Below are 21,437 nucleotides of genomic sequence, written 5' to 3' on the forward strand. Positions count from 1 at the left end.
CCGCCGCCAGGTCCGCCAGCGTGACCGCGCGCTGCTTGTCCGCGTCGGGGGCGAGCCCCGCGAGGGTGCGGTGCAGCGTGGCCTTCGCATGGTCGGTACGCCCGGCGGCGAGTTCCGCGGCGCCCCGGAAGCCGTCGAGGCGCGGCCCCGAGAACCAGTCGAGCCAAGCCGGCGGCCCCGAGGCGGACCACGAGCCGGCCGTGGTCCGCGACGGATGCAGGACGTCCGCGGCCCGGTCGAGCAGGGGGAACGCGCCGCCCGGATTGCCGAGGCGTACTTCGGCCTCGGACGCGACCGCGTCGATCCACGCGTGGATGACGGGCCCCGCACCGCCGCGAGAAGCACACTCACGGGCGGCGTCGAGACGGCCGCGCGCCTCTCCCCCGCGCCCCGACCAGGCCGGGGCGAAGGCCATGTGGCCCAACACGGCCGCGCCGAGCGCCCCGTCGCCGGCCGATTCGGCCGCCGCAAGGGCGAGGTCCTGCCAGGATTCGACCTGCTCGGCGCCCAGTTGCAGGTCGAAGAAGGCTATGCGCGAGACCAGCAGCGCGGATTCGGCCAACGCGGCGGCGAGCCGCGGGTCGGGGCGGCCGGTCATGAGCCGGGCGCCGATACGGGCGTGCCGCGCGACCTTGGGCAGCAGGTGGGCCGGCTCCTTGGTCCAGTACTCCTCGCGCAGGCGGGCGGTGGTCCGGGCGTACGCCATGGGGTCGGCGGCCCCGGAGCCGGGAACGGATGTGGGGCCGGATCCGCGGGTGCCGGCCGCGGCGCGCCCCGGCGTGCCCGCGCTGACTCCCGCGGCCACGCCGGCGGCACCGGCAAGAAAGTTACGTCGTTGCACCGCGTCCTCCACGCGCAGGGTGATGAAGGGCATGCCCGCACCGCACCGGCCGCCGCGACGTCGCCGTGGCGGGTACCGGACTGCGGAAGGAGACGGAGGGGAGGGCTGCTGGTTCACGATCCTGGAGCCAGAGGACCCGCGCCGCCATCGGTTGAGGCCCCATAGGGGCCAAGAGTCCTCCACGAGTCCTCCAGAAGTCCCCGACGGCGACCTCGTCACACACGGTGCCGACCTGATTGCATCGATGTCAGGACGACGGGAGGACGCACAGGAGGACGTCCTGACACAACGTCAGGCCCGGTACCGGACGCGGGGAACCAACGGACCACTCCCGGAGCACCCGCGGACCACACGGGCGACACAGGCCAGACGGACTGCCACACGGACTGCTTGGACCACAGGCACCGCACAGACGGCACGGACTGCACGAACCGCAAGGACCGCAGGACCGCAAGAACCGCACGAACGGCAAGGACCGCACGACATCCACGGCTCAGACCACGGCCCACGCACCGACGAGAGAGGACGCCTCCGTTGAACGCCGACGTCAACCGCAGCAGGACGGCCGTGGTGCCGCAGGACATGATCCGGAACCCGCACGCCCCGCGCCTGGTCGCGGCCGGCGAGACCTTCGACGTCATCGAGGTCGAGGACCGGCTCGGATTCGAGGCTCTGGGAGCCCTGTACGCCCACCGCGTCGCGGTGGGACCGGTGATCTCCGACCGGCGCTACCGCCGCATCGGATTCCTGGTCCCCCCGGCGACCGCCGCCCCCGCGGCCCGGCAGCGCGCGGTCGGTCCGCGCCACCACGGCCGCGGAGCCTGGATCACCGTGCCCCCCGCGGACTGCGAGGACGGGCCGCTGGTGTGGCTGGTACCGCCCAGCCCCGAAGGACGGCTCACCGCGCTGCACCACGTGCGGGCCGCCATAGCGGAGGCGGCGAGAACGCTCGCCGACTCCCGCCCACGGGCCTCCTGAAGCCCCCGCAACGGGTCTGCTGAGACCCCCACATTCGTACCGGCCGAGGTTCCTGACTGAGCGGCTCCCCCTTGTCCGACTCGCCTCGGCCGGTACGCACCATTCGACTCCCCGACAGTCGTCGGAGTCATCGGAGTCGCCGTCACACACGTGTCACCCGGCGGAAGTCGGCGAACCTGCCTGAAGTTGCCCGATGTCGCGGCAGTCGCCGAAGTCGCCACGGCCCGACGCCGGATGGCGGAAGCGTGCGGCAACGCCGCCACACCGCACAGGCGTTCGGCCGACGCACGCGGAACTTCCCTGGGGCTTCCCGGCGCCGCCACGCCGCACACCCCGCTCCCCGCGGCATCCCTGTGCCGGACCCACCCCCCAGTGGTCGGCAGCCGCGATCCGGGAAGCGCGACCTCCGTAGCGCGGTCCCCGGAGCCCCGACCCCGGTCCCGATCGCAACACCGATCCCGGACCTGACCGATGGCCCGACGGGCCCGATCCCCGCCTTGGTACCGCCCGTCAGATCGGGCGCGAACTCCCCAGCCGGTTCCCCGACCCCGCCAGGTCGGGGAACCGTCGCGTTTTGCCCCGGCTCGGGCATGATTGAGACGAGCGTTGGGGACGTACGCCCCCCGCAAGATCGCGGTTACCGGTCGGTCGTGTGCGTAGTCGCAACGCCAGTGGGCATGCCCACATCGTTGTCACGGGGCCGCGACCACGCAGGAGGAGCAGACCATGCCGCCGGAGCCGTCCAAGCCACGCATTCGTCCCGCGCGGCTGCTGTTTGAACCCGCCGTGTTCGAGCGCGAGGAAGAGCGGTTCTTCGACCTGGACGACCTCACCGACCCCGGGGTCATGCTCGACCGCGCCACGCAGCTCGCGGAGGCCTTCCGGGCCGCCGCGGACCGTGCGGTCGACTACCAGGCCATAGCGGTGGCACGGCTCGCCGACCGCAGGCGGTTCGACCGGCTCGAACCGGCCCAGATCGCGGCCCGGACGGGCTGGAGCGAGGGCTACACGGTCAAGATGATCGAGTACGGCGAACGGCTGATCGCCAAGCGGGGCGAGTGAGTTCACCGCCCCGCTGCCTGCGCACATATCGTGGTGACGACTTCGCGGTCACAGCTCCGTTGACGGCGCGCTCACCGCGTCCCTGACTGCGCGGTCACCCGGTTCCACCGACGCCGCGGTCACAGCTCCAGTTCACGGCTGCCCACAAGCTCCACGTCACAGCTCCCCATAACAGCCCCGCTTCACAGCTCGGCTTCACAGCTCGGCTTCACAGCTCGGCTTCACAGCTCGGCTTCACAGCTCGACTTCACAGCTCGACTTCACAGCTCGGCTTCACAGCTCGACTTCACAGCTCCACGCAGTTGTCCGCGAGCGTGCCCAGGACGGCCTGGTTCGCCTCCCAGCCGTCCGGGAACGACACCGGAAGGCCGAGGTGCACCGGCTCGGACGACGGGTGGGCGTCCAGCAGTTCGGGGATTCCGGCACGCGCGACCACCAGGCACGCGTGGCGGTGGCGGGACGCCAGCACGCACAGGCGTCCGGTCTCCAGGTGGAACGCGGTGGCGTCCCGCCGCCCGGACAACGGGTGGAGGAAGACCGTGACGTCGAACTCCCGTCCCTGGAGCCGGTTCGCGGTGTCGACCACGATGTTGCGCGCGCCCGGCACCTCCGCCTCCAGCTTGAGCAGCGCCGCCTCGACGCGCGACCGCTGCTCGCGGTGGCTGACGCCGACCGCGATCCGGCCCGCGTCCAACGGGTTTTCGCCGCGCTCGGAGACCGCGCTGCCTCGGCGGGCCAACACCCGGGCGGCCAACTCCGCAACCGTACGCACCGTTTCGTCGTCCGAGGGCAGCGTGAAGCCGGGCGGCAGTTCGAGCAGCCCCCAGCCGGACTTCGCCGCGACGTCCACGACCTCGTCGTACGCATCCCCACGACGTCCGGACTCGAAGTGCAGAGCACGGTCCCGGCGTTCGGTGCCCGAGCGGAACGGTGTGAACGGGTAGAACGCCTCGGACACCAGCGGCGCGGCGGTGGCCGGGAGGCGCCAGGACACCGGCAGTCGGTGTACCGGGAGTTCGGGGTTGTGGCGGCGGAGTACCGCGACCGCGCTCTGCGAGGGGTCGTACGTCAGCCCGTGCCACTGCCCGGCGTCGACGGTCGCGAACGGGTCCAACTGGCCCGGGTCGCCCACGAACAGCGCCTTGTCGAACAGCCGCGCGACGAGCAGCAACGCGTCCGACCGCATCTGGTAGGCCTCGTCCACGATGGCCCAGGACCACCGCCGGTCGTCCACCAACGCCCACTTCGCGGCGGTGGACACCACGATCTCGCAGCCGTCGAGGTCGCCCGCCTTGCCCTCGATCTGCACCGGGGTGGCCGCGAGGTCCTCACCGGGGCGGTAGTCGGCGGCCGACAGGCGCCCCAGCACCAGGTTCGGATGGTCCTCGGCCAGCCGCAGCAGCAGGTCGTCGACCTGGTTGTTGGTCTGCGCGACGATCATCAGCCGGTCGCCGCGTCCGGCGATCTCCGCGGCGGCCCGGACCACCAGCGTGGACTTGCCGGCGCCGGGCGGCGAGTCCACGACGACGCCGCGGTGGCGGCCGGACGCGAGGTCGGCGAGGACCGCGGCGGTGACGCGTCCCGCGGCCTTGCCGGGATCGTGGTTCGTGTCCGCTCCCGGGTCGGAACCCAGGCCCGGGAAGAGGCTGTTCGGCCCGGTCATGCCCACTCCTCCTGCGCTGCGGCCAATTCCTCCTCGTCGGGTTCCCGCGGCGCGCCGTCCTCGGCGGGCTCGGGACGCGGCTCGGGCGGGCCGCCGTGGGTCCACGGAGTCTCTTCCGCGGCAGGCCACTTCGGGCCTCCTCGGAAACCGGACGCGGCGACCGTCCAGCACAGCAGCTCGCCTTCCTCGGGGATGCTCCCCTCCTCCGGCTTCTTTCCGCGCCCCATCCCGCCCGTCAGTTCGACGAGCACTTCGCGCGTGCCGCCCGGGCCCTCGACGACCGCGACCAACTTCGCCTTCGCCTTGGGGCGTTCGACGCACTCCAGTTCGGTGTCGAGGGGCAGCAGCGGCTCGTCCGAGGTCTGAAGGACCATCAACGGCCTTGGCCGGGCCTGCTTCTTGCCGGGCTCGGTCACCATGCGGTCCGCCTCGACCGACACGATCCGCCCCCGGAATGCCTGGCCGACCAGCCGTGCGCTCGCCATCAACAGCGGGTCGTCGCGCAGTTGTTCGGTCTCCAGGCGGGCCTGCGCCTGCTCGCGCCGGTGGAGTTGCTGCGCTGCGGCGACCGCGCCGGGGATGCGCGGCTGCGGACGCGAGTCCGGGCTCTCCAGGTCGGCCGCGAACAGGCTGTACGACATGCGGTCGGTCTCCCAGCGGCCCGCCACCGAGGCGCCGACCGGGAGTTCGCGCAGCAGTTCGATGCCGCGCCACATACGTCGCCAGGTCGGCATCAGTTCGGCGCCCAGCGCATCGCGGATGCGCTCCTCTGCGCGGGCCGCCACATGCGGGTCCTCGGCGCGTACCGCGGTGTCGTAGGCGGCGATGAGCGGGGCGAGCCGCTGGTCGAACTCCGGTGCGGACGCCGGGCCCGCGGGCGGCGCGCCCTCCGCGTCCCGGGCCGTGTCGACGCCGGTGCGTCCGGGATCGGGGTCGATCCACCCCATGAGCGCGGCGAGTTCGCCGTTCTCCAGATCGCTCTGGCCGGTTGCCCAGGTCTGCGTGAGCAGGTCGGTGAGGGCCAGGAGGACGCAGGAGCCGGGCGTACGCGCGCGTTCGGCCAGCCAGGTGCTCCAGCGGCCGAGCAGCGGGACGTCCGGGTGCACCGCGTACTCGCCCTCGCTGCGCCGGAAGCGCGTCGAACGCCCGAGCAGGCGCACGTACTCGATTCCGCCGCTCGACGGGACGATGACCTGCGGGGCGTCGAGCGCACGTTCGTACGCGTCGTCGTTGCGGCGCTCGACCGTCTCCGTCTTGGCGATGTACTCGGTGAGGTACGGCAGCAGCACCGTGGCCAGGCCGGCCACGTGGGCGAACCGGCGTGCGCGGTCACGGGGTTGGGGCACCACGAGCAGGTGCGGCGCGGCCGGGTCGTCGCCGACGAGGGCCGCGAGCGGGGCGAAAGCCTCGCCGGACATCGTGTAGGGCACGAAGACCACGGGCCGGTCGGACAGATGCCGGTGCCGCACGGTGGCGGCGGGCTGCGCGTACCCCGTGGCGGCGGCCCGGAGCCGACCGAGCGCCGCGACCGCGCTCACGAGACCGCTCCCGCCGGCGCCGCGGCGTCCGCCAGGACCTCGCGGCGCAGCGCCTCCGCGCGCCGGAGCAGGCGCGCGATCTCCTCCTCGCCGCGCTCCGGCGCACACTTGCCGTCGGCGAGATCAAGCGCGCGCCCGATGTCCTCTATGCCGCCGAGCTCGCCGCGGATGCCGGTGCCGAGTGTGCCGACGAGCCCGCCGGCCCCGTTCCCGCCCGCGCACGCACGGGCCTCCGACCGGCAGAAGTGCGCGAGCTCGCAGGTGGACAGGCAGTCCGGGACGTACGCGGCCCGCACCGCCCCGACCGCGCGCGCGACCGCGGCCTGGCCCGCCTCCTCGTCGAGGTCGAACGTCAGTCCGAGCGGCAGGACGCCGAGCAGGTCGTCCACCCGCGCGAGGCGGGCCAGGCGGCGGCGTGTGACCGCGAGTTCCTTGCGGATGTCGAGCAGCGCGGCGGTCGGCTGGTTCGAGAAGTCGCGGGGGCAGACGAGGACGACGTCGGTGGACACCACCTCGGGCGGGTGGCCGAGGGCGGCCGCGGTCTGCTGGAGGGCCAGCACGTACACCGCAGCCTGCCGCGCGGCCGAGGCGAGCTTGGCCGGGTCCGCGGTGCCGTCGATCACCGAGAAGGACTTGATCTCGACCACGTGCAGCTTCCCGGCGACCAGGCATGCCATGGCGTCGGGCTCCAGGTACGCGCGCGTCCCGGCGACGTCCAGGGGCAGGAGGGGGTGGTCGAGGATCGCGCACAGGCCGGGGCGCGCGTCCGCCAACGCGCGCCGGAGTGCGGACCGGGTGCGTGCGACGCGCTCCTCGCGCCCGGGGCGCTTGGCCGCGTCCGGCGCGTCCTCGGGCGGCTCGCCGCCCAGCTCGGCGTAGTCGCCCTCGCCGACGTCCTCGGGCGCGACCCCGAGGGTCTCGTGGAGCAGCGCGCGCAGCAGGGCGCCCGCGTCCTCCTTCACCAGCGCCTCGAACGCGTGGCCGCGGACGATCGCGAAGGGGGACTGTCCGTACGCCATAGGGAACCCGAGGCGGGCGGCCAGCACGGTCTTGTCTATCCCGGCGGCGTCCATCACACCGCGTCGCGCACAGCCGGGGTTGGCGGCGAGCGCCGCCACCGTGCGCGCATTGTGGTTGCGCGTCGGCAACGACCCCCGCAGCAGGTCGAGTCGTGAGTCGGTGGTGCCCATGTCGTGGTCTGCGGCTCCGTACCGTCGTGGGGCTTGTTGCGGTCCCGCCACAGTGTGTCCCATGTGTGCGACAACGCAGGCCATTCGGGTGGAGTCCGCGTGCCGCAACCTGTTTTCGAGGTGCGGGCGGGGGTTGTCGGGGGCTGTGGGGAGGGCTCTTGGGGCTGTGTGGCTGGGGCTGTGTGGCTGGGCTGGTGTGGCCGGGGTTGGTGTGGCCCGGTTGGTGTGGCCGGGGTTGATGTGGCCCGGTTGGTGTGGCTGAGGTTGGTGTGGCTGGGGCTACGGGTGTTCGTTCGCGTCCGTACGTCCCGTCACATCAGCGCCGGCGGGTTCCCGCCTTCCTCCGACGGGAGTTCGAGCGCGGGCTGCCCGTTCTGCCATGCGGACAGCTCCTGGTCGAGGCGCCGTATGCAGTGCGCGTTCTTGAACGGTTCGAGTTCGCGCCGGACTTGCCACACGCGGTCCATCGCGACCGAGTACCACTGCTTCGTCAGCGCTTCGAGCGCCCGCGACAACATGCCGCTCGCCTCGTCGACATCGCCGCTGGCGGCGGCGACCCGGGCGAGGCCCGCACACGTCACGGCCTGCTGCTTCGACGAGTTGGCCGGGAGGTCGCCGAGTGCGTCGGTCAGGGCGTCGCGCGCCGCGTCGTACCGCTTCGCGGCGAGCTCCGCCGTGCCCCGGAAGCCCCACAGGCGCGAGGAGTCGAAGAAGTCCAGCCAGGCGGGGACTTCGTGCTCGTCGGGATGGCAGAGCAGGTCTTCGGCCCGGTCCATCAGGTGGAGGGCGAGGTCCTTGTCGCCGATGATCGACTCGATCTCGGCGTTCACCGAGCACAGCCAGGACCGCATCAGCGCGGGGGCACCCGCATCGGCAAGTGCCCCGGGATTGTTGGCCCGTGCGATCATCGCCCGCGCCTCGGGACCGCGTCCCGCAAACGCCGGCATGAACGCCTGGTGCGCGAACACCGCCTGCCGCAACAGCGGTTCCTGCGCCTCGTAGGCCGCCTGGTCGGCCAACTGGTAGAACCGCCGGGCGATCGACTCACTGCCCAGGTCGAAGAAGGCGATGCGCCCCGCGAGCAGCGCCGTCTCCGCCACCGACGCCGCCAGCACACGGCGCGGCCGGGCGGGCCCGGGTGCCTTCAACAGCTTGTCGCCCAGCAGCACGTGGTTCACCACGGGGTCGTACGTCATCAACGCCGGTGCGACCCAGTACATCTGCCGGTACGAAGCGGTCAGCCGCGCGTACTGGTCCGCCACCGGCGACCCCAGCCGCCCGACCCGCCCCGGCCCCGGCACCGCCTCGGTGAGGTCCGGCAGTCCGCCGACCCGCTCCACGCGGTCGACCGCCCGCAGCAGCGCCGGCGTCGCCGCCCGCAACCGATCGGGCCGCGCGGACCGCGGTAGCGGATGCTCCTCCGGCCCACCCGGCAACCCACCGTGCGGCCCGACCTGCCCGGGCAGGATCAGACCGGACGAACGGCGGTACCCACCGGGCGCATTGAAGTCCGCCTCGGGCTCGACGTGACGCGCCGGCTCGGGCATCAGCCCGGGTGCGGGCGGTATCCCGCCGGGCGGCGGCGCGGCGCGGGGTAAGACGCGCTGGTTCGGAGGCTCGCGTCCCTCGTCCGCCATCCGGTGCGCCCGCGGCGTGAACCGGTACCCACCGGGCCGCGGCGGCGGTCTGGGCGTGTCTGCCGCCCCGTTCACCGGCCCGGACACGTACCCCCGCGGATGCTGCGGCGGCGTACCCGCCCCCGGCGCCGGCCCCGCCGCATCGAGATCGGCCTGCCACGGCGGCGTGAACCCCAGATCCGCCAACTGACAGCCGAACAACTCCTGGAGGACCTTCTGATAATCAGGCGTCGGCCACGGTGGATCCGCACTCTCCCACCGCCGCACCTGGCGCACGCTCACGGCGAGCCGCAGCCCGCACTCCAGCGCCTTCTTCTCGAAGGCGTCCGCAAGCTGCTGCTGGGAAACCCACCCCTTGGCGTGGCGCAGCGCTTTGAGACGCACGTTCCCCGGCATCGAGGAGCCGCCACCCTGCCGCATGGCCATCGGCGTCCTCCCCAGAGATGCACGGCCCACGGTTTTGGACCGTCAACCTACAACGAAGCAAAGTGTGGCGGCCCGTGATCCTGACGGTACCCGTCGTGAGCTACACGCGGGGACCACTTTGCACATGTCCGGAAAGAGGCGTCCTCCCCACGTCCTCCAAAAAGTCCTCCCCAAGACCTACTCCAGCCCCCTCACCCCCTTACCCACCTCCACCCAATCCCCCACCTCTCACCCCTCCCCGCTCTCCCGCCCATCCGCCTCCGTTGCCCCCCACCCCCCGCTCCCCACCCCGACCGCCCCCTCCCCTTCCTTCCCCCCTCGCCGATTTTTTGATCTCCCCCTCCCCCTGCTAATGTCTACCCATCGCAACAAGCGCCGCTAGCTCAGTTGGTTAGAGCAGCTGACTCTTAATCAGCGGGTCCGGGGTTCGAGTCCCTGGCGGCGCACAAATGATCAGTACCCTGACCTGGGCGTTCTCGTTTCGACGAGGGCGCCCTTGTCGTTTTTGATGTTGTGGTGGGAGCGTGGTGGGAGCCAGCGTTCGATCACGGTCATTTCGCTTGATCGATTTCCCCGCGCTGTGTGGTGGTTGGCCTCCGGTGGCGGGCTGACGACTGCCACGAGCACCCACCGCGCACATACGCACCACGCTTCGGGCCCAGCCGGGATGGCCGGGCCCGACGCGGTGCGGAGGCTGTCATGCCGGTCGCAGCGAGCGGACGTTGTCCGGGACCGCCGTCTCCACGTGGATGACCGCCGCAGCGGCGAGATCACGCGACCGGTACAGCCCCGCGTTGTTGGCGCCGACGGTGACGTCCGTGCCGCGCCGAGTCGCGTGCCAGCCGAGGGTGTTGGCGCCGGTGCTGGTCGTCCGGCGTTCGATGACACCGACGACCTCGCCGTTGCGGAGGACATGCCAGGTGCCGGCGTGCTGGCGTTCCGCGGCGAGTTCCCAGCCGGTTCCTGCGTGGGGTTCGAGGCGTGGGTCGAGGTTGATCCGCCGCGCGTACGCCGAGGACCCTGCGGCCCCGTACAGGCGTTCGGCGGTGGGTAGTTGCAGCTTGGGCAGCGGCCGGGGCTGTTTGCGCGTCGAGTCCGCCGCGTTCAGGAACGCGGAGATCGCGTCCGCGGCAGCATGCTTCGCCTCGTCCGCAACCGACGTGTACGTGTCCCGGGTCAGCACTGAGGACGAGTGCCCGAGCATGTCCTGGACGACCTTCACGTCCACCCCCGCAGTGAGGGCATGGGTGGCGGCGCCGTGCCGCAGGTCGTGCAGCCGGATCGGCGGCAGGTCGGCCTCGCGGCTGAGTTGATGGAACAGGTCCGTGACCCGCGCCGGGTGCAGAGGTGCACCCTGGTCGTCGGTGAACACGTACCCGGGATGGTCCTTCGGCTGCGTACCCGACGCACCCCGGCGGGCGTTCTGCCGGTTCCGGTGTACCCGCAGCAGGTGCACCGTGTCCGCGGCGAGCGCGACGCTGCGCTCCCCGGCATCGGACTTCGGCTTGCCGGTCACGGTCTCCCATCCCAACTGCACGATCTGCTCGCGCACATGCAGCACCCCGACCCCCGTACGCCCGGCGACCTGGTACCCCAGGTCCAGGTCTACCCAGCGCAGCCCGATCACCTCTCCGCGCCGCAGCCCGGTCATCGCCACCAGATGGAACAGCGGGTACACGTTCTTCGCCTTCGCCGCCCGGGCGAGGAACCGCATTGTCTGCTCCGCGGTCCACACCATCACCGGCGACGGCACCTCACCGGTCTTGCGCCACGCCGCCTCCCGCTCCCGCGTCCACATCAACGCCCGCGGCTTCGCCCCCGACGCCAACTTCACCAGCTTGGCCACGTTCACCGTCACCAGCTCCTGCGCGGCCGCGTCCGACAACGCCGACCGCAGCGTCGCGCGTATCCGCTGCCGCGACCCGGCGCTCACCTCCCGTTTAAGCGGCGGCAGTTCCGCCAACCGAGCCCGAGCTTTGCGTGCGGCGTCCGAGTCGTGGGCGTGCCACGCGGCCTTCGCGGCCCTCTGTACGGCGTGCCTGTGCGCGTTGTTCGCGGCGATCTCCTCATTACGGTCCTCGATCGCGGCGAACATCGCGTTCAGGTGCGCCACCCGCAACCGGTCCAACCGCACCTTCCCCAGGTACGGGATCAGGTACAACCGCAGGTGCGACTCGTAACACCTGCGGGTCGTCGCCCGCACGTCCTTCTTCCCCGCGAACCACTCCCGCAGCCACTGCTCCACGGTGAGGATCTCGTCCACCGGCCTGGTCGACCGCACCCGACGCCGGGTCTCGTCATAGTCCGGCAGCGGCTCCTTCGCCCGAATTGCCGCCTGCACCAAGTCCGCGATCCGGGTACGCGCGTCCCACGGGTCATCCGCCAGGTCCGCAACCCCCAACAACCGCACCACCGCATCCATCACCTCGGACGCCTTCGACTCGCTGGGGTGCCCGCCCTGCCGCAGATGCCGCCGCTTCACCCCCGGCGCCGTCGGGACCTCCAGCAGCCACCACCACGTCCCGTGCGTCGGCGACCAACTCCCCGACTTGCGGCGCAATCTCGGACACCCCGCACCCAACTCCCGGCGCTTGACCCGACCGTCCTCACCCCGAACAGGGCTGCCGTCGGGGTGGAGCACAGGGGCCTTGCAGCCGCAGCGTTTGAACGTCATCCCAGACACGGGAACACCAACTCCCCTTGATGGATCAGCGGATTCGCGAGCTCGCCGGCCACCAGCGGATCGCCCGAGCGGGCGGAATCCGCTGGTGCCGACGACGATCGATCGCTCTGCACCCGCCCCCGGGTCAAGTCCCGGCACCCTGTACGGAGGATCCGCCGCCCCGAAACGACAGCCCTGGAGGTATCGATCCGGTCACGCGCGGACGCGCAACGCTGCACCGCCCGCGGACCGCACCGAGGTGCACCACGAAATCCCCCGGCACCAAGGGGGTTTCGCGTCCACGTCGGCAGGCCGGGCGGGCGCGGCGGCCGACAGCGCCCGCGACACGCCCCCAACACCGCCGCCCCGCCCACCACCCCACCCGCCAGCCGTCCGGGCGCGACGCGGCCCGACACGGCCCCACGGCGCGCCGACTACGGGGCGGGTGCGGCGCCGTCCCGCGCACGCCCAGGCCAGCCGTGCCCGCCCGGGCACCACCGCACCGCAGTTCTCTCCCCCCGGTTCACCGTCACCACGGAGTGGAAGACCACAGACGGCCACGCACAGATGGATCGCAGCACAGTACGGAAGGCAAGGAACGCAACGACGGTGACAGCGGGAGGGAGGCTCAGCACACGGGCACAGACACAGGGAGGACGCCGAAGCGAGATCACAACGGAACGCGACATCGCCGCCTCGCGCGGGCCGCCGCATGTGGATCGAGGGGGCACGAACGGGACTCCTATATACAGTCGTCTCCACTACACAACCGGCAAAAGGGAACCTGACCTGCGGAAACGACCGGTTCGGGGTCCTCCATTCTCAGCGGGAGCCCAGACGGGAGCGGAGACAGGAGTACGGAATGGAGCACCAATTGGCATCCGAAGAACTGACGGTTCGTCAGGTCCTGCACATGGCAGCATCCGCCCCGACGCACGTACGCAAGCGCACAGCTCCGCACCGGCTCGCAACCGACCAGCAGTGGGCAGGCAAATGGCAGATCTGCCCCTGACCTGCGCTTTTGCCAACGCCAAGACTTGAGGAGTGACGGTCGCGGTCGGAGTGGGTCTCCGTAGCGGCACGGCAATGGCGGTCGCGAAGGCGCGGCAACCGAATCGAGCCGCGTCGCCGATGCCCGCACGGATGCCAATTCCGCAGACGTGCACGAGCGCAGACGCCCGTTGGCCAGCTCCGACCCGCCCGCTCGAACACCCTTACACCCCATACGGAAAAGACGAACCTGGCGCGGGATAGGCCGGAGGCAGCGCGCAGCAGGCGGTGGACGGCGGGCTGCAGAACCGTGCAGCCGGGTGGCCACCCCCTTGCCGTTCAACTGTATAGTTGGCCAGTTCGGACAGAGTGCGGGCACGGCCGACGGGGCCCGGTGGTCACTTGCGGCAAATCGCCCCCTGGCCTTCCATCTGGCGAGGTGGCCGTCGGGTGGAACGGGCTGCTGCCCGCGACGGGGCGGGCGGCAGCCCGTCGGCGCTGTGGCGGCAGCGCCGGGCGCCGCTGCGTGTCGGTCGAGTCGCGACACGTGCGGTGGGCACGTCGAGCCCGTCACGCAAGGGACGGCGCCGGGTCGGGATGTCCGCGCTGATCGCGGACTCGGGGTTCGGCTCGTCGGGGCGGTGTCCGACTCGATCGACTGCGTGTCGGCAGCAAGGCAAAAGGCACCTGCACTTCGCGCGTAGGGCGCGTGGCTCGGGCGCGGTCCGCGTTGACCGGCACCGCGTCATGCGGTGCCTGGGCGCACGTCTTGACTGCGTCGTACCGCCGCGGTTCAAGTCGGAGGCCGGCGAACGTTCATCGGCGTCCGTACGGACTGGCCATTGAAGGCCCCGGCGGGGCACGGGCGCGTTCTGCGGCGGGAGCGAACACGGGTTCGGCGAGCGGGGCGTACACGCTGCCGTCGCCCTCAGATGCAGCGCCGAAGTCCAGGTCGCCGCATGCCGCAAGCGTGCTGGACGTGACGCGCAGCCCCTCAATGGCGTACACCGACCAGATCAGCGCGACGCAGACCGCGAATACCGTCATGGCTCGCGCGCCGCTTCCATGAAGGCAACCGCCAACGCGGTTAAGGGAGTCAGGTTCTCCCCCAGACCCGGCGGCACGATCCACCGCAACCACGCACCAGGTTCGGGTACCGGGCCCGGGACCAAGAGCGCTCCCCGACTGTTGATGTAGCGGTACCAGCTGCGGACGTTCGCCTCGCCGGGCGGGCCAACGGTCAGCCGCCACGCCCCCTCGGAGCCGGGGCCGACGAGCCACGCCCAGTGGCGGGCCCGCGAGTCGCTGATGACCGCGCCGACCGGTTGCAGCCGTGCCGCCAGGCGCTCCAGCACGCTGCCGCCGGTGTCGTCGCGCGTGATCACCGCATCGAAGAGGCGGCCCGGACGCGCGAGTTGGTGTTCGTACGGGACGGCCGTCCAGTTGTAGCGAGTGGTTCGCGGGTCGTCCGTGGCCGCGCTCAGCCACTCGATGCCCGCATGGTTCACATGTTCTTGCTGTGGAAGCACAACGCCCCCCGAGGCGCTAGCGGTTGGTCGCAAACGCGTCGCCTGCGGGCGAACAGTCGACATTGCGCACCGCATGGTGATGATCACTGATGGTGATCCGGGCAATCAACACCATGCCCAACTGAGCAATCACATGCAATCTCATATGGCAAAGCAAAGGCAAAGTATCGACGGCCTGGAGTAAGCAATCCCGTGGAACGATGGACCCGTTCGGCAGCAGACTTGGCCACGGGAGGGATGACGGGTGGACGCGCCAAAGCCCAGACTCGCGAGGAAGCGCCTCGGCGAGACGTTTCGCGAACTCCGCAAGGCCCGGCCGTGGACGCTCGGTGAGGCCGCGCGTCGCGTCAAGCTGACGGACTCGAAGCTGAGCCGCATCGAGAACGCCGAGAGCGGCATCAGCCGCGACGACCTGAACCTACTCTGCGCGCTCTACGACGTGGACGACGACCAGCGCGCTGAGTTGTTGGGCTTGTTCAACGAGTCGAAGGCTCGTACCTGGTGGACGTACGCACCGTTCTCGAACTTCCTCACCGGCAACTACCAGGCGCTGATTGGCTATGAAGCCGAGTGCTCGCACGAGAAGGAGTACCAGCCGGTCGTCTGGCCCGGACTCCTCCAGATCCCCGAGTACGCTCGCGCGGTCATCTCCGCAGGGCCGCTGGTACAGGACGAGGAAGCGATCGAGACGCTCGTGGAGGCGCGTACACGACGCCAAGACGCTCTCAATCGCGAAGACTTCGCCTTGACCGCCGTCGTCACGCTCTCAGCAATCACCTACCGCCACGGCGGAACCGACGTGCTGAGAGCGCAACTCGAACACGTCCTCCACATGATGGAGCGCCCGAACGTGCGCGTTCACCTCATCCCCGAGGACGTGAGCGCGGGCGGATTCGCCGGCGGCGTGACCCTGCTCCGCTTCGAGCCCGCCGCGGACCTCAGCATCGCCTATCTCGACTCCGTAGTAGACACTGAAGAGACGGACAACCCGCGGGTCATCGGCTGGATCAACCGCCTGTTCACGCACTTCGAGACGATCGCGCTCGACCCGCATGCCACCCGCGCTGTGATCACCAAGAGAGTGGAAAGCCTCCAGAATGCCTAAGCCACCCGCCACGGTCCCGCGCGCCTCTGCGCTCGGCGCCGTCCACTGGTTCAAGTCATCCGCAAGCGCCGAACGCAACGGATGCGTCATGATCGCCGACCTGGACGGACGCACCGCAGTGCGCGACAGCAAGTCCGCCGACGGCCCGGCCTTCATGGTGAGCGCGTCCGCTTGGCGGACGTTCATCGCCCGGACGCGTTGAGTCGATTTAGAACGAAAGCCCCTGCTCCAGGGGGTTTTTGGCGCCGTCAGGCAGCTCCCTGCCGAGAGCCGATCTCAGCCCCCAAGGGGGCGTCGGCCTCGCTACGTCACCGAGACGCGCACGCCCCCGTCAGCAATGCGTGGAGCTCGACCTGACCGGCAACACCGCATGCACAGAACGGTTCACGGTCGGCCGAGTGCGCGGTAGGTCCATCCGGCGCGGCGCCAGGAAGCGGGATCCAGGGTGCCGCGAGCATCGATGACGCTAGGGCGCGCGACCCGGGCTCGGAGGCGTTCAGGGTCGACGTCGAGGTAGTCGTCCCATTCGGTCAGGTGGAGCAGGAGCTCGGCGCCCTCGGTGGCGTCGGCGGGATCGTCGTCGTAGTTCAGGTACGGGAAGGCTTTGCGGGCGTTGTCGAGGGCCATCGGGTCGTGGACGGTGACGACGGCGCCAGCCTCATGGAGCAGGTTGGCGACGTCGAGTGCGGGGGATTCGCGGATGTCGTCGGTGCGAGGTTTGAACGCGGCTCCCCAGATGGTGATGCGAGCGCCGCTGAGCGTGCTGCCGTGTTGTTCGCGGGCGAGCTGGACGATGCGGCTGCGGCGCCGGGTATTGATGGCGTCGACTTCGCGGAGGAAGGTCAGCGCCTGGTCGACGCCGAGTTCGTCGGCGCGGGCCATGAACGCGCGGATGTCCTTGGGCAGGCAGCCGCCGCCGAACCCGAGGCCGGGGCGCATGCCAAGCGCACCGATCCTGGGGTCGCGCGTGAGAGCGTCGGCAAGTTGGTGAACGTCCGCGCCTGTCGCTTCGCAGACTTCGGCCATCGCGTTGATGAACGAGATCTTTGTGGCCAGGAACGCGTTCGCGGCGGTCTTGACCAGCTCGGCGGTCGCGAGGTCGGTGACGATCAGCGGGATCCCGGCGTTGATCAGCGGCGCGTAGGCGTTCCGCAGGGCGGCTTCGGCGAAGCTGTGGCGGTCTTCAAAGCCGAGGACGAGACGGTCGGGGCTGAGGGTGTCGGCGATGGCGTGGGACTCGCGCAAGAACTCCGGGTTCCAGGCGACCTCGACCGCGTCCCGGGCGGGGGCGAGTTCGTGGAAAATCTCGGTCAGGCGGGCGGCGGTTCCGACCGGGACGGTGGACTTGCCGGCGATCACGCAGGCCCGGGTGAGGTGGACGGCCAATCGGCGGACCGCAGCTTCGAGGTGGGTGAGGTCGGCGGCCATATCGCCCGGCTTCTGCGGGGTTCCGACGCCGAGGAAGTGCAGGTCGCCGAACTCGGCGGCATCTGCGTAGGAGGTCGTGAAACGGAGTTTGCCGGTAGCCAGATGCTTCGCGATCAGGTCGTCGAGACCGCGTTCGAAGAACGGGGCTTGTGCCTGGTTGAGGGCGGCAACGCGGCCGGCGTCGGCGTCCATGCCGAGGACATGGTGGCCGAGTTCGGCCATGCAGGCCGCGTGGGTGGCGCCGAGATAGCCGCAGCCGATGACGGAGATGTGCATGACGAGTGGTCCTTCCCGTTGGGGGCCGAGGCCCCCGAGAAGGGGCGTCAGCCGTGAGTGGTGAGGCGGCGGGCGATCCCGTCGCGGATGAACGGCGGGACGGTGAGGGCACCGAGGACATGCTCGAGAGCGAAGAACTGGAGCTTGACGCCCTCGGCCAGCGGGAGTTGGGTCTCGTCGCCGTCCCATCGCCCAGCGAAGAAAGAGATCAGTTGCCCCGATCCGTGATGGTCGGGCTCGGCGAAGCAGAAGGTGAGCCGGTCGAGCGTGAGGCCGGCTTCCTCGGCGAGTTCGCGGACGATCGCGGAAGCCGGGGCCTCGCCCGGGTCGCAGCCGCCGCCGAGCAGGGACCAATAGCCGGGCCAGGCGATCGTGGGGATGTCGTCACGCAGGTGCATCAGCACCTCGCCGTGGGCGTTCGCGATGATCGCGACCGCCCCTTCGGGGCGGTCCCCGCGGTCCGGGGCGGAGCTCGGGTGGCTGTCAGGCATCCGCCCACGGTACGGGCGCTGCTGGCGCTCATGCGGCCTGGCTCACCGGTTCGGGGGACAACCAGCTCGCGGTCATGACCGCGAGGGTGCGAGTGCGGTCGAACCGTCCTCCTGCGGCAAGTCCGGCCCTCAGCAGCGGCCGGAACGCCTCCGGTGCCTTCGGCAGCGCGCTGCTGATGGTCCGGTCCGCCCAGTCGCGCAGCTCGCTGCCGAGCCAGTCCGGGAGCGGGGAGGCGAACCCGAGCTTGTCGCGGTTGTCCCACACCGCACGCGGCAGTCCGAGCGTACGGGCAGCGTCCCGCAGGATCCGCTTGCCGACACCCGGCTCGGCGATCTTGTGCCCCACGGGCAACGACCAAGCCAACTCGACCAAGTCCCGGGCGAGATACGGCGACCGCCGCTCCATCGAGAACGCTGCGGCGAGCTTGTCGCTGGTCAGCACCAAGGGCCGCCACGCGGTCTCCAGCTCGGCGAGGGTGAGCCCGCGCGCCGGATCGCCACCTGCGCGGGCGAAACAGTCCGCGACCAGGACTCCGATGCGGCCGTCCGGGTCCGGGCCACGGACCATCAACCGCGCGGCAGCGTCTGCGGCGTCCGTACAGCCCGTCGCGGCGTCGGCGCCAAGCTTCGCCGCGAGAGGACGATAGGAGTGCAGCGCGGGCGTCCGCATCACCGCCCCCGCCCCGAACAACGCAAGCGCGTGCCGGGCATAGCCCATCAGCAACTCGTCCGGGCCGAGCCCGCCGACGACGACCCGGATCCCGAGTTTGGCAACGGTCTGGCATGCCTGGTACTCGGAGAAGACAGCCGCGTTCCCCATCGGGTAGTCGAGCGCGGCCATCATGTGCCCGAGTGCGGCCGGGAACTCTTCCGGCCGCGGTTCAACAACGATCAGTTCGGCACCGACGTCCTTGGCGATCTCCGCAGCGACCTGCGACTCATCCAGGCGATCGCGGCCGGGATAGCGAACAGTGACGCATACCTGCGGTCGCATTAGGTACGCCAGCATCGTCGAGTCAATCCCGCCCGAGAGCAGCAACGCGAAATCGCCCGCAGGCGCACGCTCCGGAACACGCTCGGCGAGCGCGACCGCGAAGCGCGGCAGAGCATCGCCGTAGGCGAGCAGGTCACGAACCGGCACCTCGGCAAGGTCCCACCACCGGTGGTGGGACAGCGATCCTGTGACCGTATGGACGACCAGCAGGCAGCCGGGCTCAAGCAACTGGACGCCCTGGAACGGAGTATCGGCTCCCAGCGGGGTCTCGACCGAGGCCATCTCGGCGCGGGCGACGACGGCGGTCGGACCATAGCCGAGCAGCGCCGACACCTCCGATGCGAAGGCGACCCTCGGTCCGTCAAGCCGCCAGTAGAGCGGCTTCTCCCCCAGCCGGTCCCGAACCAGGGTCAACCTGCCGTCGCGCGGGTCGAACACGGCGAAGGCGAACATCCCGTCGAGGGCGTCCAGGCAGCCGGGGCCGAGCTTGGCCCAAGCCCGCAGCAGCGCGTGCGCGTCGGTCTCGCCGCGGCCGAGGGTGATGCCCCAGTCCGCGGCGAGGCGACGCCAGTTGTAGATCTGGCCGTTGAAGGCGAGCACGATCCCGGTCGCCTCGTCGGTGTAAGGCCCGATAGCGGCCTTCGGGTCGACGATCCGCAGCGTGTTCATCGCCAACACCGCCCGACCGCAGCAACTCGTCGTCAGCGCGGTGCCGTCCGGGCCACGATGGCGCTGTGCCTGACCCATCACCGCGACAGTGTGCTCGTGCCTCGCCGCATCCGGCCCGACGATCCCCGCGATCCCACACATGCTGGTCACCCCCGATTGCTTGAGTCGCTTGTTTCAACCGTCGGCCGCCGCCGGGGGCACCAGTCAGGACGAGGACGGGGACGAGTCCCCGCGTCAGGGCCGGCGAGATCCGGCGGCGGTCTGGACTTGAGACAACCGCCGCGAGGAGCGCAGCAGGAGGGCTCACACGGGGGCTCACAAATCGCGCACCAGGTTCACGGGCTGTCGCAGGCGACATACTCTTCGCAAGCCCGTCGTCTCGGGAAGGACGACCACGTGGCCGAGAACAGCGCCATTGCCCGTCGCGCAGCACCCGTAAGCAAGTCACCCAACACCGATCTGGCCCGACTCATCGAGAAGTCGGGCGCCAGCCACAAGGCGATCGCGTTCCGGGTCAACGAACTCGCCGCCCGCGCAGGCGTCGCGTGCGAATACACGCATACCTCTGTCGCGAACTGGTGCCGCCGCGGCATGACCCCACGCTGGCCCACACCCAAGTTCCTGGCCTTGGCGCTGGGCGAACGGTTGGGCCATCCGGTCACGCTTAGGGACCTGGGAATGGCGGCCGCCGAGACACCGGACCGGGACTTGGGATTGGATTTCCCGCGGAATCCCGCGGATGCCGTCCGCGAAGCCACTGAGTTCTGGAGCACTGTGCACCGCCGCGACTTCCTCACCGGCGCGTTCTCCGTCGGCGCGTTTGCCACTCCGACCACCCGGTGGCTCGCCGTTCCCGCCGACCCGGCGGCCGATCATCCCGGGACTGTCCGAGTCGGCCGCAGCGACTTGGGAGAACTGGCCGAGGCCGCCGACGAGGCCCGCCGCTGGGACTCGAAGTACGGCGGCGGCAATTGGCGCGCGTCCTCAGTCGCCGCCTGCCTACGCGAACGCGCGGCCCCGCTACTGCGCGGAACCTTCACGGACGCGGTGGGCCGCGAACTGTTCTCCACTACTTCCGAGTTGTCCCGCCTGGCCGGCTGGACCGCGTTCGACACCGGCCAGCACGACGCCGCGCAGCGGTACTTCATCCAAGCCCTACGACTCGCCCGCGCCGGCGGGGATGTACAACTCGGCTGCTACGTGCTCACCACCATGGCCATGCAAGCCCTCATGCGCGGCTTCCACACCGAGGCGATCGACATGGCCGAAGGCGCGTTCGAGCGCGCCCGCGGCCGGGCCACCCCACGCGTACTCGGGTTCACCAAGCTCATCGAAGCCCGCGCTCATGCGCGCGCACGCGACTCCGGCGCCGCATCCGCCGCGCTCGCCGCGTCCGAAGACCTGCTCAGCCGCGCCGCCACCGAATCCGGCGACGAACCGAACTGGATCGACTTCTTCACCCACGCCCGCCTCTCCGCCGACGCCACCGAAGTCTTCCGCGACCTCCGCAATCCGAAGGCGTCCCTGGCCTGGGAGCAACGCGCCGCCATGCCGGCCGGAGTCTTCACCCGCTCCGTCGGCATGCGCCTCGCCATCGTCGCCACCGCCCACCTCCAGGCCCGCGACCTGGACCACGGCCTCGAACTCGGACACCAGAGCATTGACATCCTCGCCCGCGTGAACTCCACCCGCGCCCTCGACTACGTCCGCGAACTCACAACCGCACTCATCGCCTGGCGACGCGAAGCTCAGGTGGTCGAGTTCATCCACCGAGCCCGAACCGAACTGAGCATAGCCACCTGACAACCCCGCGACGGTATACGCGCAAACCACGCTGCCAGGGCATCACCGTCGGCTGGTCCGATCGCTACGAGAAGCGGTCTGACGCGCACCGCCAACCCGCGCTCTGCGATTCCAAGGGAGGAACAAGCTCAGGGCTTCAAGAACGTGCCCCAGGC

General features: G+C 70.7%; 16 protein-coding genes, 1 tRNA gene and 1 pseudogene. 7 read left to right on the forward strand and 11 right to left on the reverse strand.

Features of this window, described 5'->3' with window-relative positions:
* Positions 1-874 (reverse strand): annotated as a pseudogene (locus ACRX5S_RS27250) (transcriptional regulator); the annotation flags it as partial.
* 501 nt (positions 875-1,375) lie between these two features.
* Here ACRX5S_RS27250 and ACRX5S_RS27255 point away from each other — a divergent pair.
* Positions 1,376-1,819 (forward strand): hypothetical protein, encoded by a 444-nt coding sequence (locus ACRX5S_RS27255; RefSeq protein ID WP_436775744.1) that lies wholly within the window; start codon positions 1,376-1,378, stop codon positions 1,817-1,819.
* Positions 1,820-2,545: 726 nt separating this feature from the next.
* A complete protein-coding gene (locus ACRX5S_RS27260) occupies positions 2,546-2,881 on the forward strand; it encodes a hypothetical protein (RefSeq protein WP_436775745.1) in 336 nt (111 codons plus the stop codon).
* A gap of 286 nt (positions 2,882-3,167) precedes the next feature.
* On the opposite strand, the gene ACRX5S_RS27265 is transcribed toward ACRX5S_RS27260, so the two are convergent.
* The 4 genes from ACRX5S_RS27265 to ACRX5S_RS27280 all read right to left on the reverse strand — a co-directional run bounded on the left by ACRX5S_RS27265 (position 3,168) and on the right by ACRX5S_RS27280 (position 9,335).
* Positions 3,168-4,544, reverse strand: a complete 1,377-nt coding sequence (locus ACRX5S_RS27265; protein WP_436775746.1) for an AAA family ATPase — start codon at positions 4,542-4,544, stop codon at positions 3,168-3,170.
* Positions 4,541-6,082 carry a hypothetical protein gene (locus ACRX5S_RS27270; RefSeq protein WP_436775747.1) on the reverse strand — a complete coding sequence of 514 codons (1,542 nt, stop codon included), beginning with the start codon at positions 6,080-6,082 and terminating at the stop codon, positions 4,541-4,543. Before ACRX5S_RS27270 ends, ACRX5S_RS27265 begins: the two co-directional genes overlap by 4 nt.
* Entirely contained in the window at positions 6,079-7,272 is a 1,194-nt protein-coding gene (locus ACRX5S_RS27275; protein WP_436775748.1) for a hypothetical protein, read from the reverse strand. Before ACRX5S_RS27275 ends, ACRX5S_RS27270 begins: the two co-directional genes overlap by 4 nt.
* A 311-nt stretch (positions 7,273-7,583) precedes the next feature.
* Positions 7,584-9,335 carry a hypothetical protein gene (locus ACRX5S_RS27280; RefSeq protein WP_436775749.1) on the reverse strand — a complete coding sequence of 584 codons (1,752 nt, stop codon included), beginning with the start codon at positions 9,333-9,335 and terminating at the stop codon, positions 7,584-7,586.
* Between the two features lie 372 nt (positions 9,336-9,707).
* Between ACRX5S_RS27280 and ACRX5S_RS27285 the strand changes: the two genes are divergently transcribed.
* A tRNA-Lys gene (locus tag ACRX5S_RS27285) sits at positions 9,708-9,781 on the forward strand.
* A gap of 251 nt (positions 9,782-10,032) precedes the next feature.
* Here ACRX5S_RS27285 and ACRX5S_RS27290 read toward each other — a convergent pair.
* Positions 10,033-12,009 (reverse strand): tyrosine-type recombinase/integrase, encoded by a 1,977-nt coding sequence (locus ACRX5S_RS27290; RefSeq protein ID WP_436775750.1) that lies wholly within the window; start codon positions 12,007-12,009, stop codon positions 10,033-10,035.
* Between the two features lie 850 nt (positions 12,010-12,859).
* Here ACRX5S_RS27290 and ACRX5S_RS27295 point away from each other — a divergent pair.
* The gene (locus tag ACRX5S_RS27295; protein ID WP_436775751.1) at positions 12,860-13,009 is read left to right on the forward strand and encodes a hypothetical protein; all 150 of its coding nucleotides are present in this window, start codon (positions 12,860-12,862) and stop codon (positions 13,007-13,009) included.
* A 794-nt stretch (positions 13,010-13,803) separates the two neighbouring features.
* Here ACRX5S_RS27295 and ACRX5S_RS27300 read toward each other — a convergent pair.
* Both ACRX5S_RS27300 and ACRX5S_RS27305 read right to left on the reverse strand, forming a co-directional pair.
* Entirely contained in the window at positions 13,804-14,034 is a 231-nt protein-coding gene (locus ACRX5S_RS27300; RefSeq protein WP_436775752.1) for a hypothetical protein, read from the reverse strand.
* The gene (locus tag ACRX5S_RS27305; protein ID WP_436775753.1) at positions 14,031-14,495 is read right to left on the reverse strand and encodes a hypothetical protein; all 465 of its coding nucleotides are present in this window, start codon (positions 14,493-14,495) and stop codon (positions 14,031-14,033) included. Before ACRX5S_RS27305 ends, ACRX5S_RS27300 begins: the two co-directional genes overlap by 4 nt.
* Positions 14,496-14,760: 265 nt before the next feature.
* Here ACRX5S_RS27305 and ACRX5S_RS27310 point away from each other — a divergent pair, with 265 nt between their 5' ends.
* Together ACRX5S_RS27310 and ACRX5S_RS27315 are read left to right on the forward strand one after the other, a co-directional pair.
* The gene (locus ACRX5S_RS27310) at positions 14,761-15,621 is read left to right on the forward strand and encodes a helix-turn-helix domain-containing protein (protein WP_436775754.1); all 861 of its coding nucleotides are present in this window, start codon (positions 14,761-14,763) and stop codon (positions 15,619-15,621) included.
* Positions 15,614-15,823: a DUF397 domain-containing protein gene (locus ACRX5S_RS27315; protein ID WP_436775755.1), complete on the forward strand. Its 210-nt coding sequence runs from the start codon at positions 15,614-15,616 to the stop codon at positions 15,821-15,823. The genes ACRX5S_RS27310 and ACRX5S_RS27315 overlap by 8 nt, the downstream gene beginning before the upstream one ends.
* 182 nt (positions 15,824-16,005) lie before the next feature.
* Here ACRX5S_RS27315 and ACRX5S_RS27320 read toward each other — a convergent pair whose 3' ends face one another.
* From ACRX5S_RS27320 to ACRX5S_RS27330, 3 genes are read right to left on the reverse strand one after another with little or no spacing between them, the layout of a single operon-like run.
* A complete protein-coding gene (locus tag ACRX5S_RS27320) occupies positions 16,006-17,325 on the reverse strand; it encodes a UDP-glucose dehydrogenase family protein (RefSeq protein WP_436775756.1) in 1,320 nt (439 codons plus the stop codon).
* 47 nt (positions 17,326-17,372) lie between these two features.
* Positions 17,373-17,816 (reverse strand): NUDIX hydrolase, encoded by a 444-nt coding sequence (locus tag ACRX5S_RS27325; protein WP_436775757.1) that lies wholly within the window; start codon positions 17,814-17,816, stop codon positions 17,373-17,375.
* A 28-nt stretch (positions 17,817-17,844) separates the two neighbouring features.
* Entirely contained in the window at positions 17,845-19,557 is a 1,713-nt protein-coding gene (locus tag ACRX5S_RS27330) for an asparagine synthetase B family protein (protein WP_436775758.1), read from the reverse strand.
* A 318-nt stretch (positions 19,558-19,875) separates the two neighbouring features.
* Between ACRX5S_RS27330 and ACRX5S_RS27335 the strand changes: the two genes are divergently transcribed.
* Positions 19,876-21,282, forward strand: coding sequence for a sporulation protein (locus tag ACRX5S_RS27335; protein WP_436775759.1), 1,407 nt, complete (start codon positions 19,876-19,878; stop codon positions 21,280-21,282).
* Positions 21,283-21,437 lie beyond the last annotated feature (155 nt).

It is taken from the genome of Yinghuangia sp. YIM S09857 (assembly GCF_051388915.1).
In the GTDB taxonomy this organism is placed as follows: domain Bacteria; phylum Actinomycetota; class Actinomycetes; order Streptomycetales; family Streptomycetaceae; genus Yinghuangia.